At 39.7% G+C, this 13,422-nt stretch carries 11 protein-coding genes; 4 read left to right on the top strand and 7 right to left on the bottom strand.

Features of this window, described 5'->3' with window-relative positions:
• Positions 1 to 87: 87 nt before the first annotated feature.
• Positions 88 to 1,086 (bottom strand): alpha-ketoacid dehydrogenase subunit beta, encoded by a 999-nt coding sequence (locus H7T99_RS00175; protein WP_013990622.1) that lies wholly within the window; start codon positions 1,084 to 1,086, stop codon positions 88 to 90.
• A gap of 24 nt (positions 1,087 to 1,110) precedes the next feature.
• Positions 1,111 to 2,082: a thiamine pyrophosphate-dependent dehydrogenase E1 component subunit alpha gene (locus H7T99_RS00180; protein ID WP_037597784.1), complete on the bottom strand. Its 972-nt coding sequence runs from the start codon at positions 2,080 to 2,082 to the stop codon at positions 1,111 to 1,113.
• A 341-nt stretch (positions 2,083 to 2,423) separates the two neighbouring features.
• Between H7T99_RS00180 and H7T99_RS00185 the strand changes: the two genes are divergently transcribed.
• Positions 2,424 to 3,533: a hypothetical protein gene (locus H7T99_RS00185; RefSeq protein ID WP_230315716.1), complete on the top strand. Its 1,110-nt coding sequence runs from the start codon at positions 2,424 to 2,426 to the stop codon at positions 3,531 to 3,533.
• A complete protein-coding gene (locus H7T99_RS00190) occupies positions 3,523 to 4,812 on the top strand; it encodes a hypothetical protein (RefSeq protein ID WP_195950586.1) in 1,290 nt (429 codons plus the stop codon). Before H7T99_RS00185 ends, H7T99_RS00190 begins: the two co-directional genes overlap by 11 nt.
• A 167-nt stretch (positions 4,813 to 4,979) precedes the next feature.
• Here H7T99_RS00190 and H7T99_RS00195 read toward each other — a convergent pair whose 3' ends face one another.
• From H7T99_RS00195 to H7T99_RS00205, 3 genes are all read right to left on the bottom strand, one after another.
• A complete protein-coding gene (locus H7T99_RS00195; protein ID WP_195950585.1) occupies positions 4,980 to 6,923 on the bottom strand; it encodes a DUF2207 domain-containing protein in 1,944 nt (647 codons plus the stop codon).
• A gap of 75 nt (positions 6,924 to 6,998) precedes the next feature.
• Complete coding sequence (locus H7T99_RS00200) at positions 6,999 to 8,267, bottom strand: dihydroorotase (RefSeq protein ID WP_195950584.1); 1,269 nt, start codon at positions 8,265 to 8,267, stop codon at positions 6,999 to 7,001.
• Between the two features lie 19 nt (positions 8,268 to 8,286).
• Positions 8,287 to 8,940 (bottom strand): uracil-DNA glycosylase, encoded by a 654-nt coding sequence (locus tag H7T99_RS00205; protein ID WP_049545851.1) that lies wholly within the window; start codon positions 8,938 to 8,940, stop codon positions 8,287 to 8,289.
• A 213-nt stretch (positions 8,941 to 9,153) separates the two neighbouring features.
• Here H7T99_RS00205 and H7T99_RS00210 point away from each other — a divergent pair, with 213 nt between their 5' ends.
• Together H7T99_RS00210 and H7T99_RS00215 are read left to right on the top strand one after the other, a co-directional pair.
• A complete protein-coding gene (locus H7T99_RS00210) occupies positions 9,154 to 10,350 on the top strand; it encodes a cation diffusion facilitator family transporter (protein ID WP_195519879.1) in 1,197 nt (398 codons plus the stop codon).
• 228 nt (positions 10,351 to 10,578) lie between these two features.
• Positions 10,579 to 11,925 (top strand): D-alanyl-D-alanine carboxypeptidase, encoded by a 1,347-nt coding sequence (locus tag H7T99_RS00215; RefSeq protein WP_037600612.1) that lies wholly within the window; start codon positions 10,579 to 10,581, stop codon positions 11,923 to 11,925.
• 26 nt (positions 11,926 to 11,951) lie between these two features.
• Here H7T99_RS00215 and H7T99_RS00220 read toward each other — a convergent pair whose 3' ends face one another.
• Positions 11,952 to 12,803 carry a patatin family protein gene (locus H7T99_RS00220; protein WP_037600609.1) on the bottom strand — a complete coding sequence of 284 codons (852 nt, stop codon included), beginning with the start codon at positions 12,801 to 12,803 and terminating at the stop codon, positions 11,952 to 11,954.
• Entirely contained in the window at positions 12,800 to 13,420 is a 621-nt protein-coding gene (locus tag H7T99_RS00225; RefSeq protein WP_037600606.1) for an SGNH/GDSL hydrolase family protein, read from the bottom strand. The genes H7T99_RS00220 and H7T99_RS00225 overlap by 4 nt, the downstream gene beginning before the upstream one ends.
• Positions 13,421 to 13,422: the final 2 nt, after the last annotated feature.

Genomic DNA, 13,422 nt, shown 5'->3' on the forward strand with positions numbered 1-13,422 from the left:
TTTAAATTATATTTTCCGATACTCTCACAGTTAAATCAAGAAACACATTTTACTAGCGAGACATATCACTTAACCGTCGCTAGAAAGTTAGTTTCCTTTATTGGCCATCTTGATAATAGCAGCCTTAATCTTTTCAACATCTGGAAGAACCGCTTGTTCCAAGACACGCGCATAAGGTACAGGCACATCTTCACTTGCTAAACGTACAATTGGGTGGTCAAGGTAATCAAATGCTTCACTTTCAGTAACCATAGCAGCAATCTCACCGATGAACCCACCAGTCTTATATGCATCATTGACCAGCATCAGTTTACCAGTCTTCTTAACTGACTCGAAAATCAATTCCTTATCAAGTGGGATAAGCGTACGTGGGTCAACGACCTCAACGTTAATACCTTGTTCAGCCACTTCTTCAGCAGCCTTAAGAACACGTTCCAACATACGACCATATGTGACAATAGTAAGGTCAGTCCCTTCACGCTTGATTTCACCTTTTCCAAGTGGAATGTAGAAATCAGGATCTTGAGTCACTTCCTCTTTCTTACCGTAAAGTGCTTTTGGTTCCATGAAGATAACAATGTTATTGTCCTGAATAGCAGATTTCAAAAGACCTTTAGCGTCGTTAGCATTACCTGGAGCAACGACTTTAATCCCTGGAATGTGAGTCAACCATGACTCAAGAGATTGTGAGTGCTGTGCCGCAGAACCAATCCCTGAACCAGAAGCTACACGGAAGGTTACAGGAGTCTTCAAACCACCACCAAACATGTAGTTGTTTTTTGCACCATTATTAACGATAGCATCAAGGGCAATCGTGATGAAGTCCATGAAAGTCAAGTCAACGATTGGACGAAGACCTGTGATGGCAGATCCAACAGCTGCACCAGCGATAGCTGCCTCTGAAATTGGTGTATCTTTAACACGTTTTTCACCAAACTCTGCCAACATCCCAACTGATGTACCGAAGTCACCACCATAGATACCAACATCTTCACCCATAAGGAAGATGTTTTCGTCTTTACGCATCTCCTCGCTCATAGCAAGGTTTACTGCCTCACGCAAGGCCATCAATTTTGTTTCACTCATACTTGTATTCCTCAACCTTTCTCTTTAGTCTACCCATACATCTTCAAAGGCAACTGAAAGTTCTGGATCTGGGCTATTTTGGGCGAACTCATAAGCTGCATCAACCTCTGCCTTAACTTGGCTTTGGATAGCATCTAACTCTTCAGCGCTTGCGATATTTTCAGAAACGAGATAGTTACGGTATTTAATAATTGGGTCGTTATTGTTCTTCCACTCGTCAACTTCTTCCTTAGTACGGTAAACACCTGCATCAGCAGTTGAGTGACCAAACCAACGGTAAGATTCTACCTCAACGATAGCGGGACCGTTGCCACCACGGACATGCTCAACAGCCTTGCCCATTGTTTCGTATACAGCCAAAACATCGTTACCATCTTCACAGTAGAAACCAGGAATACCATAAGCTTCCGCACGTGTATAAAGGTGAGGTGTGTTTGTAGCTTTATGAATATCCATTGAGATACCATAACGGTTATTGATGATAAAGAAGATAACCGGCAATTTCCAAGTAGCTGCCATATTGACTGACTCATGGAATGAGCCTTCATTAGTTGCACCATCTCCTGAAAAGGCCACAACAATATTTCCTGTTTCTTTGTATTGCTGAGTGAGAGCTGCACCTACGGCAAGAGCATAACCACCACCAACAATACCGTTAGTTCCGTAGTTACCTTTTTCAAAGTCAGCCAAATGCATAGAACCACCACGGCCCTTAGAAACACCTGTCGCCTTACCTGCAAGCTCCGCCATCATTTTATTCAAATCCATGTCTTGGGCAATAGATTGTCCGTGACCACGGTGATTTGAAAAGAAGATATCGTCATAGCTCAAGTGTTGAACAGCCCCAACGTTGGCTGCTTCCTCACCAACTGAAAAGTGAGTCATTCCTTGAACAAAACCACGACGAACCAATTTATTAATACGTGAATCAAATTCACGGATACGTTCCATTTTAGTGAACATCTCAAGATGTGTCTCTTTAGAAAGTTTTACCATATCGATCTCCTCTATCGAAATTTTACTATACATCTAGGATAGGTTAAAAAAACTTAATGGGCAAGAAATATGCTTGAAAAATGAAAAGCCTTACATCTTTATCACTTATAGGCAATTCGTATGCTCTTTTTGTTTGCGATATGGTATAATAGCATGATTGTATAGATTTTACCCGAATAGGAGAATATTTGATATTGAGTGATGTCATAATTCACGGGCTTACGGCATGTATAGCTTTTATTTTACAAATTATTATCTTCAAGGTGACCACGCAAAGGCCGCTTAGATACTGGATTATTATTTTAGCTGGTATAGCAATTTTTGCCTCTAGTTATTTTGGCATGTTTTATCCAAAATCCGGTTTTATTGCACTTGTACTCTTTCTAGCTGCCAAATCCTACAAAAATCTAAGACATACCATTTTGGAGACTTTCTTCATACCTTTCACCTTTGCCTTAACGGTAAGATTGGTCATTTTCCTGATTATTCCAATTTTTTTCCCTGCAGTCTTGGATTACTATTTTGCTGGTCCCTTTATTCTCTTTCTTGCTTTTTTACTTTGGTTTGCACAAAGTGCCCTTCTTCAGGTGGACTACTCTCGAATGATGCAAATTGATAAAGCAAGACCATGGTACAGGTCAACGTCTGTCGCTCTTTGTAGCTTAGCCTTTATTTACTTTGCTTCTGAACTCGTTTCAACAGACATTCACTTTACCATTGCCTTTCTTATCATTACGGCTCTGATTCTATCTAAGCAGGTTAAACTCTATAGAAAAGACCTCAATGCTCAAACACAAGCAGCCCAAGAGGAACATTCTCTCCTTCTTCAAAAATCAAGTCAGAACATCAATACCTGGTACCAGAAAAAGACTAGCCAAGAGCTCTTCATCAAAGACGAAGCTGAAAACCTCTACGATATCATCCGTTTTCAACAAAATGAGGAAGCTCAGGAGTTAATTGACTACTTACTGACACCGAATCCGCTAGATAAGAAGATTGATCATTTTTATCGAGACAAACTAGAAAATATTAAACTGCCAGATTTACAGGTACTCTTTGAAGCTAAATTTCTTAAGGCAAAAGAACTGGATGTTTGGGTTAGTATGGAGGTACCAGAACCTATTACCGTCTATCCAATTTATCCTTTAGACTGGGTATATGTCCTATCAACTATCTTGGATCATGTCATTGACCAAGCACAAGATAGTGAACAGAAATACCTTAGCTATGCTTATTTTAAGGATGAGGATAGTCAACACTTTGTCGTTGAAAGTTCAAGCACTAAAGAAGATTCAGCTATTACATCTGATTTCTCTGATCCTGAACTAAAACGCGTCAATACTATTCTATCTACTTATCCAAACGTTAACATTGTTTCAAATACACGTGCTGGGATTTATCGCTTACAAATTGAGATTGACATGACTAAAGGAGGTTACAATGATTACTAATATTATCAATCCCCTCTTACAGGCTGTTAGTTTCATTTCTATTTGGTACCTCTACCAGACTATGTCTAAGATTAAGCCACTACGAGGACACCTCTTACTTCTATTTTTGTCCTATGTAGCTGCAGCGTCCTATTTTAGTCTCGTAAAAATCGTTGTGGACCCGCTTTTCTTCCTTGTTGCCGATTTGGCCCTTGTCAAAGAGCGTTCTTTCTATCATCGATTGCTTTACGCTTTTTATCCAACTATCCTTTTTGATATGGCAACACGACTACTTTCAATTGTCATTATCCCTCACGTCTTACATATCAAAGGTGATATTACCCTCAACACTAACTTACATATCTTGATCTATATCTTAGCACCATTAATCATTTACCTAATGCTTAAGATCTTCGCCGTAGACCTAAATCAGATGAGTAGTCTTGACGAAGCTTGGGCTAGACGTAACTGGTTGCGAAGCACTGCCTTTCTAGCTGTCTATTATGTCTTCTTTACTGTTATCCATGGTCTTAACAGTATTCTTCCAACAGCAAATGACCCTAAAAATTTATTTGAAATAGTTTTCAAGGTCAGTCCTAATAGTTCTGTTATCTTAGTTCTCTATATTGCCCTACTACTATGGGATTTTTACAATTGGAACCAGGCTGTCCACCAACAATCTATCGATAGACTGAACAAAGAACGTCATAAATTGTTGGGTACTATGACTAACTATAGCAAATCCTTTATCCAGATTATTATGCAAAAGCAAACGTCCTTCGACTTATTCAAGAAAAACCTCAAGGAGGTTTCTCTTGCCTTGGAAAATGAAGATACTGCCAAAGCTACTAGTCTACTTGAGATTTATAAAACGGACAATGCTAGCATTGGTAATCCAGAGACTCAAGAAAACTTAGATAGGCTTAGCAATCCAATAATATCTAGTTTCCTCTCTAACCGCATTTTAGAAATGCGAGCTGCTCATATTGATATTGCTATAAACATCAGTCCTCAGTTTGGTGAGATCCCTTTATCTGACCTCGATTTATATCAACTGCTCCAAGCTTCGGAAAGAGCGATATTTAAACTACTTCGTCCTGATGTCAAGGTCAATAGTAGTTACCTTCAACTAGATCACTCACAACTCCTTGTTGTTGAATTACCAGTTTTGGCTGATAAGGTTAGCAAAGATAAAGAACTGAATGATTTAGTAAAGAGTTTGCCAAATGTTGACTATCGCATCGGTTTACATGCAGGTTATCTGACTCAAATTATTGAAATCTTTGAACCTGGTTATTAAGATCATATTTAAAAAGAGCCACTGGCTCTTTTTTTGTTACTTTATATCTCTTCTCACTAAAAATCCCTAACAGTTTAGAATGAAAGGAATTATTCGCCAAACAAAAAGACACCCAAGATCATATAGACTGAGTGTCTCTATTGATAGTAAACTCCAACTAGCGTAGCTTAGAAGGCGCCACCACCGCCTCCTCCGCCACCACCAGAGAAGCCACCGCCTCCAAAGCCGCCACTACCACTATTTGAATTGATAGAAAAACTACTTACGGTATCTGAGGCAGAAACATAAGATTCTAGATAATTGACATTATTCAGCATAATAAATGGTGTCGCAGAATAAGTAAACTCATCTAGAGATGGATTACTGAGGTGAATGTTGTATCGTTTTAGCACATCACTAACTTTTTTCGCCTGTCCATAGAGTGTCGCATAAACCAAGATACGATTCCATAGGATGACAGATTCTAATTCTGACTCTTTAAAGCTAGGAATACTCTGAATCATATTTTTAAAGCTATGCCACTGGTAATACGTTGAAATTTGAGTTGCATCAAGACATCTCTGACGACGTCTTTTCACCAAGAACCAGAATAAAACGGTAAGTCCAGCTATAGGTAGTAGTCCAAGAATATAGTGAAAACCAAATCCTGATCCAAATGCACCAAATAAGAACAAAGTTGAAAGTATACAAAGCATCATTGAAAGTGCCAAAGCTGCTACTCCCAATATGTTAAATGTCTTTTCTTTCGCACTAAAATCTCTATAAATTTTAGGAAGTCCTAGCGCAAATTCCTCTTTTTCAACGCCTTTGGCTACTTGATAGCCGTCATTGGAGAATTGATATTTGACACGTTTTCCCTGAGATCGAATAGTTTCTCGCTCATAGCTTGTTCTAGCACTCTTGAATTGTTTTTCTAGAGCATCTTTATCAAGATAATAGTGCGAGAACATTTCACTATCTCTAATTTCCATGCGACCATCAAACAACATATCTAAGAATGATACTTCAAACGAAGAGAGACCTTCCTTTTCAATACGTGTCAGAATATTACTATCACCTTCTCGCCTAAAAGTGAGATAACCTCTATCAATCAAATCGAGGATGGTAGCTTGCACCATATATTTGAACTTCAAAGGACCCGTTTCTTCTTTTAGCCCTGTTTTATCGAAAGACTGATTATAAACATTCTTAGCTAAGACCAAAGGTGCTAAATCTTGAGGGGCTTCATAAAGACGTGCATCTCGAGGGAAAGAAGGTGTCCTCGTACTATAAAAAACAATGAGGTAACAGAAAATACCAATAAGAACAAAGCTTAAAATTACAAGTGGCAAAATGACATAAAAAATGCGTCGGTAGTTTTCTTTAGACTTTTTGATATCTCTTTCTTTTTTAAAAAACTCTGCCTCATTTGTCTTATGTAATAAATAAGCCTGATTATTTTCCCGTAAAGTACTGGTCATCGGCCAGTAGGCATGTAATTCCAATTTACCTGATGATGGTAAATTGTCTACATGAACCTGATAACCTGTAGCAGTACGTTTAACCTGTGGGTCTTTACCAAAATAGCCAGTGTGGGCGTAAAGCTCTCCTTGACTTGCATCTAGACCATCAACCGTGAAATCAACCTGTCCAAATCCTTTATCCCAATCAGAGATTGGAAACCAATTTAAAACTGCAATATCTGAATATAGATTCAACAACTGTTGGATTTGCCAAGTAACTTTGAGAACAACCCTATCACCATCTGAACCTGAATTATAAACTTTGAGTTTAACACCATCATAAGAGTCTGTTTTTTCAACTGTAATATCTGTTTTTTCTTTCCCATTTACGGTTGCTGAAACCTTGGGATCATCCATAATAGAATAACCACCAATTTTCCCCAAAGTTACATACTGACCTTTATAGTCACTATCAAAATCATAAGTCACTTCCTGAGTAAACGTTGCATTACCATCATCATGTATAGAAAGGTGACCAACATATGAAGGTAGACTATACTCTACCTCATCCTCGTCAGCTTGAACGTGTTGCAAAGAAAGTGGCAGAAAACAGGCTAACAAAACAGTTAAAGCAAGGTATTTAACAAGACCTTTCAGTATCTTTTTCATCATTTTGCTCCTTTAAGGACTAAAAAAGCAGGTGCAACACCAAGTGTCTCGATGTGCCCTGCTCTGATCTGCTATTTAGGCTTGATAAACAATCTCGCCGTCACAGATAGTGTATTTAACACTGCCCGTAAGTTCTTCGCCTACAAATGGTGAATTGGCTGCTTTAGACTTAAAGTCTGCTGTGACCTGACGTTTTTCCTTGTCTGCAAAAATCACAAGGTCAGCTGGTCCATTTTCAGCCAAATAACCAGCATCGAAGCCATAAAGATCAGATGGGTTGCTAGTCATTACTTTCAAGAGTTCCGTCAAGCTTAAGTGTCCTGCTTCAACCAAGTAGGTCAATCCAAGAGATAGAGATGTTTCAAGACCAGTCATTCCTGATGGTGCTTTAGTCACATCATCGACATTCTTTTCATCGGCATGGTGTGGTGCGTGGTCTGTGGCAATGACTGAGATGACTCCAGATTTCAACCCTTCGATGACGGCCTGACGGTCAGATTCCAAACGAAGTGGTGGGTTCATCTTGGCATTAGCACCTTTTGAGAGCAAGAGGTCTTCTGTCTTAGAGAAATGTTGTGGTGCCACTTCTGCTGTAACTTGTGCTCCAAGTTTTTGAGCAAATTCAACCACTTTTACAGATTCAGCTTTTGACAAGTGTTGAATATGAACATGGGCTTGTGTATCATAAGAAATCATGACATCACGCGCAATCATACTGTATTCAGCTACACCTGTTGCCCCACAAATATGGAATTCTTTTTTAGCAATATTTTCATTGAAACCGAGAATACCATTTAGATCAGGATCCTCCTCGTGAAGGCTGATAAAGGTATTATTCTCCTTAGCTAGCTCCATGGCTTTTTTGACAATACCAGCATTGGTCAATGGAATACCATCATCTGAGAATCCGACAGCACCGGCTTCAAGCAAACCCTTGAAATCAGTGAGGGTTTCACCATCAAAATTCTTAGTAATAGTCGCAACAGACTTAACATGGATATTTTCCTTAGCTGCCGAAGTCAAGACCTCCTCCAAGGTTTCCTTATCTGAAATCGTTGGATTAGTGTTAGCCATCATTACAACTGTTGTAAAACCACCCGCAGCCGCTGCCAAGGCACCAGTATGAATGTCTTCCTTATGAGTTTGACCTGGCTCACGGAAGTGAACATGGATATCCACCAAGCCAGGAGCAACCACAAGACTAGTCGCATCGATGACTTGAGCATCTCCAGCCTCGATATTTTCAGCAATCTTAACTACTTTTTTACCATCAACAAGAACATCAGCTTGCGTATCCAAACCAGACTTAGGGTCTACAACACGACCGTTTTTAATCAGTAACATAATCTTCCAACTTTCTATTTTACTTCAACCAATCAATTGGGGATTGGCCTTGAGATACAAGGTAGGCATTGGCTTTTGAAAATGGCTTGCTGCCAAAAAAACCACGATAGGCCGACAGGGGACTCGGATGGGCACTCTCAATAATAGCATGTTTAGAATTAGTCACTAGTGCCTTCTTCTTACGAGCATAGCCACCCCAAAGTATAAAGACAACAGGAGTATCCTTTTGATTGAGAACCTTAATCACAGCATCTGTAAAAGGTTCCCAAACCTGACCAGCATGCCCATTTGCTTGACCAGCTGGAACTGTTAGACAGGCATTAAGTAACAGTACCCCCTGCTCGGCCCATGACGTTAAATCATGAAAGGATCTAGGACCTAAATCTTCCTCTAATTCCTTGAGAATATTTTTCAAAGACGGGGGAGCTGGAAGGCTATCAGGTACCGAGAAGGAAAGTCCCTGTGCTTGATGAGGCCCATGATAAGGGTCCTGACCAAGGATTACCACCCGCACTTCTTCAAACGGAGTCTCCAACAAGGCATTAAAAACCTTGTCACGCGGCGGATAAACTGTCCCCTGGCTATAAACCTGGTCCATAAACTGATTTATCTTTGAAAAATAATGGTCAGGCAACTCCTCTTTCAGAAGCTTGTGCCATGTCGAATGTTCCATAAAAACCTCTTTTTAGACTGTTTTACACCCTAAATTATACCATAATTTGTAGGGAATATTCGGAAAATACTGAAAAAACACCTTGATTACGAAGCATTTCCTATCAAGTTTTAAAAATACATTACTCCACAAGTTTAAAGGACTTACAACCTTTAACTCGTTATAGTTTTATGCTATAATTTAAACTTGTATTTTAACAGAAAAGGTAATCCTATGACTACGTATGAAAATTTAAGAGCAGCCAGACGAGGTCCCATTGTCAGCATCGCTGCCTACCTTCTTCTTACCATTGCAAAACTTCTAGCTGGACACTTTTTAAATTCTAGCTCTTTGATTGCCGATGGTTTCAATAACTTGTCAGATATTTTAGGGAACGTGGCCCTACTCATTGGATTGCACCTAGCTAGTCAACCTGCTGATGCAGATCATAGGTTTGGTCATTGGAAGATTGAAGACTTATCAAGCCTAGTCACTTCCTTTATCATGTTCGTGGTAGGCTTCCAAGTCCTAATTCAAACAGTCCGAAAGATTTTTCTAAGAGAGGAAACTGTAGTCGATCCCCTTGGTGCAACCGTCGGAGTTCTTTCTGCTATCGTCATGTGTGGCGTTTACTTATACAATAAAGGACTTGCCAAAAAGCTGAAATCTAGCGCTTTGATTGCGGCCGCTAAGGATAATCTCTCCGATGCCGCAACTTCTATTGGAACGTCAATCGCCATTGTTGCAGCATCCTTCAACCTCACGATTATTGACTATATTACAGCCATTATCATTACCTCCTTCATTCTAAAGACAGCCTATGATATCTTCATGGAAGCAACCTTTAGTTTATCAGACGGTTTCGATGAGAGAAACCTCAAAGCCTATGAGAAAGCGATTCTTGAGATTCCAAAAGTCACTAAGGTTAAGAAGCAGCGTGGCCGTTCTTATGGTAGCAACGTCTATCTTGATATTGTGGTTGAAATGAATCCTGACCTCTCTGTTTACGAGAGTCATGCCATTACTGAACAAATTGAAGTGGTTCTCAGCAAGCGTTTCTCTGTCTATGACACTGATGTCCATGTAGAACCAGCTGCTATTCCCGAAGATGAAATTTATGGCAATGTCCTTCACAAACTCTCTCGCAATGAAAAGATTATTCTGTCAAAAATTCCTGACTATGAAAATCTCTTAGCACCAGACTTCTACTTAATCGATGAAAATGGTCACCACCACAATCGTGAAGAAGTTATTGCCAATCACCAACCACTTCTCAATAATTTTGACAGCTTCAAGATGACATCTGTTAGTCAAAAAACGAAATTAATTAGTTATGAGTTGGGAGGAAATTTCCACACTAGTATCTGGCGTCGAAATGAAACCTGGTTCATGATTTACCACCAAGTCACAAGGATAAAAGATGAAAAGTAACGAGCAAGCAAGCTCGTTTTTTCTGCTTTCAAATAGTTTTGTGTAACATTCAATCGATTCTAAAAATTACATTAAAATACTAAATGTTAGGAAAACTCTAACTTTTATATGTTATAATGGAGATGTTTGTCACTACCGAATTTAGGGTCTTGACAGGCAAATGATATTAATAGATAAAAATAGGTTCTGGCAGCTACAGAACCCCATATATATTAAAGGAGACACATTGTGAAAAAGAAAATTGTTGCCGTCCTTTTAGCAGCTTGTCTAGCCCTAGCACCGAGTTTGTCTAGTGCAGACGAATTGATGGATATTACACGCGCTGCTGGTTATACTGAAGCCACTGAGGCTTATCGCCCCAAATCAACCCTCTTAATCGATGGAAATACCGGAGATGTCCTCTGGGAAGAAAATGCTGATGAGGTGCGTGACCCAGCTTCTATGTCTAAGGCCATGACACTTTATTTGGTCTTTGAAGCTATGTCTAAAGGAGAGATTTCTGAAGATACTGTTATCACAGCTACTCCAACCGACCAAGCTATTGCCGATATTTACGAAATTTCCAACAACAAGATTGTTGCGGGTGTTGATTATACCGTTTCAGAACTCATCACTATGACAGCGGTGCCTTCCTCTAACGTTACAACCGTGATGCTAGCCAACTACTTGACCAATAATGATCCTGATAAATGGCTAGACATGATGAATGAGAAATCTAAAGAGCTAGGGATGACCAATACCAAATGGTTCAACGCTTCTGGTGCCGTTGCTGTTGCCTTCAAAGGTTACTACAGTCCTCAACGTTATGATAACAACCAAACCAACCAAACAACTGCGCGTGATTTGGCTATCATGACCTATAACTTCATCAAGAAATACCCTGACATTCTCAAATACACTAGCAAACCTGTTGTCACAGTTAAAAAAGGAACACCTTACGAGGAAACCTTCGAGACTTACAACTACTCTATTCCAGGTGCCAAATACGGAATTGATGGGGTTGATGGATTGAAGACAGGATCTAGCCCAGAAGGTGCTTTCAACTATATTGATACCATCAAGCGTGGTAATCAACGTATGATTGCTGTCATCATGGGTTCTGGTGATTGGTCTGACCAAACAGGTGAAGAGATTCGTCATACCTTTGGTAATGCTCTCGTTGAGAAGATGTACAAAGACTTCTCTTACAAGAAAGTTCTTAGCAAGGGTGAACAAGAAATCGACGGTAAAAAATACAATGTCGAAAAAGACGTCTATGCCACCGTTAAAAAAGGTAAAGACCCTAAAATCTCTGTTAAAGATGATCACATTGTCATCGATAATGGTCTGAAGACAGTGTCACCTAATATCAAACCTACTTCTGTTAAGGCAACTAAAGTTAAGGGATGGTTCGATTTTGGAAGTAACCAGAAAGATAAAAAGGCTACTAAAACAACAGATAAGAGCCAACTCCCAGTTTATTTCTGGTTGCTATGTCTTGTCCCAGTTGGACTCCTCTACTTGATTTACCTTAATGAAAAAGAACGTCGTCAAAAAGTTAAAGAACGTCGTCAAGCAAGACAAATCAATAAATAAAAGAACGTGCTCAACCGAGCACGTTTTTAGTTGTCTCCAAGAAATGTTTTGAGATTAGACATATCATTACGCATTTGATCCAATCCTTCTTGATAAATGGCTTCAAACTTTTCAGGATCCTTCTCCAAACGACTAACTTCAAGTGCGTGTTCTGGACGGATAGCATAAAGATTTCCAGTTTTTTCCAAAGCCTCTATCTTTTCAATACTCTTATTGTAATGGATGTGGCGATTTGAAGCCACTTGAACAAATTCAGGATACTTACGATAAAAGAGCTTGTAGATTCGCTTACTCGTTTTAGATGGCTGTTTACGGTAGCCTTTAGGACGTGTCAGAACTATAATGAGTTTATCAAAGCCCAAATTTTCCATAAAATCAATAGGGAGACTATCAGACAGACCACCATCCATGTAGCGTTTACCCTTGTACTCGACAATTTCAGAAACCAGAGGTAGGGCAGAACTTGCACGAAGGGCTTCCATTTGCTCAAAGACATGGTCAATCTTGATATAGTCTGGTTTTCCGGTCTCAATATCTGTAGTGACCACATAGAAGGGAACACCTGAATCAGCAAAGGACTCCTGATCAAAAACGTCCAACTCCATGGGAACCTTATAATAGGAGAATTCCTTATTAACGAAGTTACCTGTTGTCAGCCATGACCAGAAACTCATATAGCGACGGTCTCCCATAAAACGCTTGTTGTAGCGAAGGGCTCTTTGGGGCTGGTTAGAAAGGTAATTAACACCAAAAAGTGCTCCAGCCGATACCGAAACAACGCCATCCACCTTAATTCCAGCTTCTAATAAAGCATCTAATACACCAGCCGTATATAAGCCACGCATCCCCCCGCCTTCGAGGACTAAGCCAACTTTCATTCTAAAATCTCCTTTATGATTGGTTCCGCAAGGACTTGATAACCTTGTGGACTCAAGTGCAAACCATCCGTTGTATAGTTGTCATTTAACTGTCCCATGTTATCAGTAAGGTAATCAAAAAGATCGACATAGGTCACACCGGGGAGGACAGCTAATTGTTGATTTAGCTCACGTACAGTCGTATTATTTCTAATCTTAACCTTAGAAGCATACTGTGATTCTTCACTAACTGGAAAGACACTCAGCAAATAGACCTCAGTAAAGAGGGATTCCTGACGAACTGTCATGATAATATCGGAAATACGAGTGACAATATCTCGAATAGGGTAACCTCTTCCGATGTCGTTAATGCCAATCAAGAGCACCAATTTACTTGGTTCCAAATCTAAGACCTGCTCTTTAAGGTGTTCTAAAAGCCAAACCGAGTCTGTTCCTGCAATCCCACGGTTAACAAGGGGAAACTCTCGACCCAGATATTTTTTCAATGCAAAAAACTCCGTGATGGAGTCCCCTGCAAAAACGATTTGGCCTTTGTCTAACTTTTGATTTTCATTCACAAATTTGGCTAAACGCTCTTCTTGATAGGCCACAAGCTCAGGCCTAGTTGTTTCAATCATAC

The sequence above is a fragment of the Streptococcus sp. 17.1 genome (assembly GCF_016648655.1).
Classification (GTDB): domain Bacteria; phylum Bacillota; class Bacilli; order Lactobacillales; family Streptococcaceae; genus Streptococcus; species Streptococcus salivarius_E.